Consider the following 918-nt stretch of genomic DNA (forward strand, 5'->3'; position numbering starts at 1 on the left):
AGATAAAACAAAGCCGCACATGCCCTTTTTTATTGATTTTAAATATGGGTGTCTCTGGATTCTTAAGAATTAGGCGTTGTAAAAATAGGAGTAATAAAATGAAAGTGTTGAGTTTTATATTTGTTTTATTTTTATGCTTTAATGCTGATGCATCAGGCACAGTTAAAACTAAAATAAAGAGTTTGTGGGTAAATGACCTTGGAGCAGATGTCGTTTACCTCGAACCGGAAACCCCATTTCAATCTGTCTGCAATAGCAATGGTTCTAAGTACTTTATAATTCATTTAGATAGAAAGAATATGGCGGAAGTCTATTCTATGGCATTAGCTGCATATATGTCTGATATGGAAGTAAATGTTGGTGGCAAGAATGAATGCAGCGGTACAAATGAAGTTTTAAGGTACATATATCTAAAGAGATGATTATTAAAGAATAAATTAAAGGGGGCACTCATTCAAAACGTGTGCTCAGTGAGCGATTTTATTCAGTGTAGGAATGGGTGTCAGCCTTTCTTTTCTGTGTTTCTGTGCCTTTCTGCCTGTGATTAGACAAGTGGCAAATACAGTGCTGAAAATAGAGATTCGGATAGCAACTATCGTAGATTGATACTGCAAAATTAAATCAAGACAAAGGAGCACTCAGCATGATCACACTTCTTATCACGATAGCTGCTATGTGTATCTTCAGGGTAGTTTTATCGGTAGTGAGGAGCAGGGCGATATATTTAATTGTCTGTTATGTCGGGGCCGTCACACCTCTAACCTTGTTGGTAACAAAAGTTCTGCCAAATGGAGCGGGAGTCGTGTTGGTATCTGGGTTTTGTCTTTTTTATTTTGCACTTTTGTCTAGTAGCACTACAACGGACACCCAATCAAAAACTGTTCTACATTTGAGAAAATACCCAGACACCCAGTGGCA

General features: G+C 37.6%; 1 protein-coding gene. It reads left to right on the forward strand.

Annotated elements, in window-relative coordinates; genetic code table 11:
* A partial coding sequence (locus PRUB_RS00050; RefSeq protein WP_206759876.1) for a hypothetical protein occupies positions 1-422 on the forward strand: 422 nt, incomplete at its 5' end.
* Between the last annotated feature and the right edge of the window lie 496 nt (positions 423-918).

This window comes from Pseudoalteromonas rubra (assembly GCF_000238295.3).
Taxonomy (GTDB): Bacteria; Pseudomonadota; Gammaproteobacteria; order Enterobacterales; family Alteromonadaceae; genus Pseudoalteromonas; species Pseudoalteromonas rubra.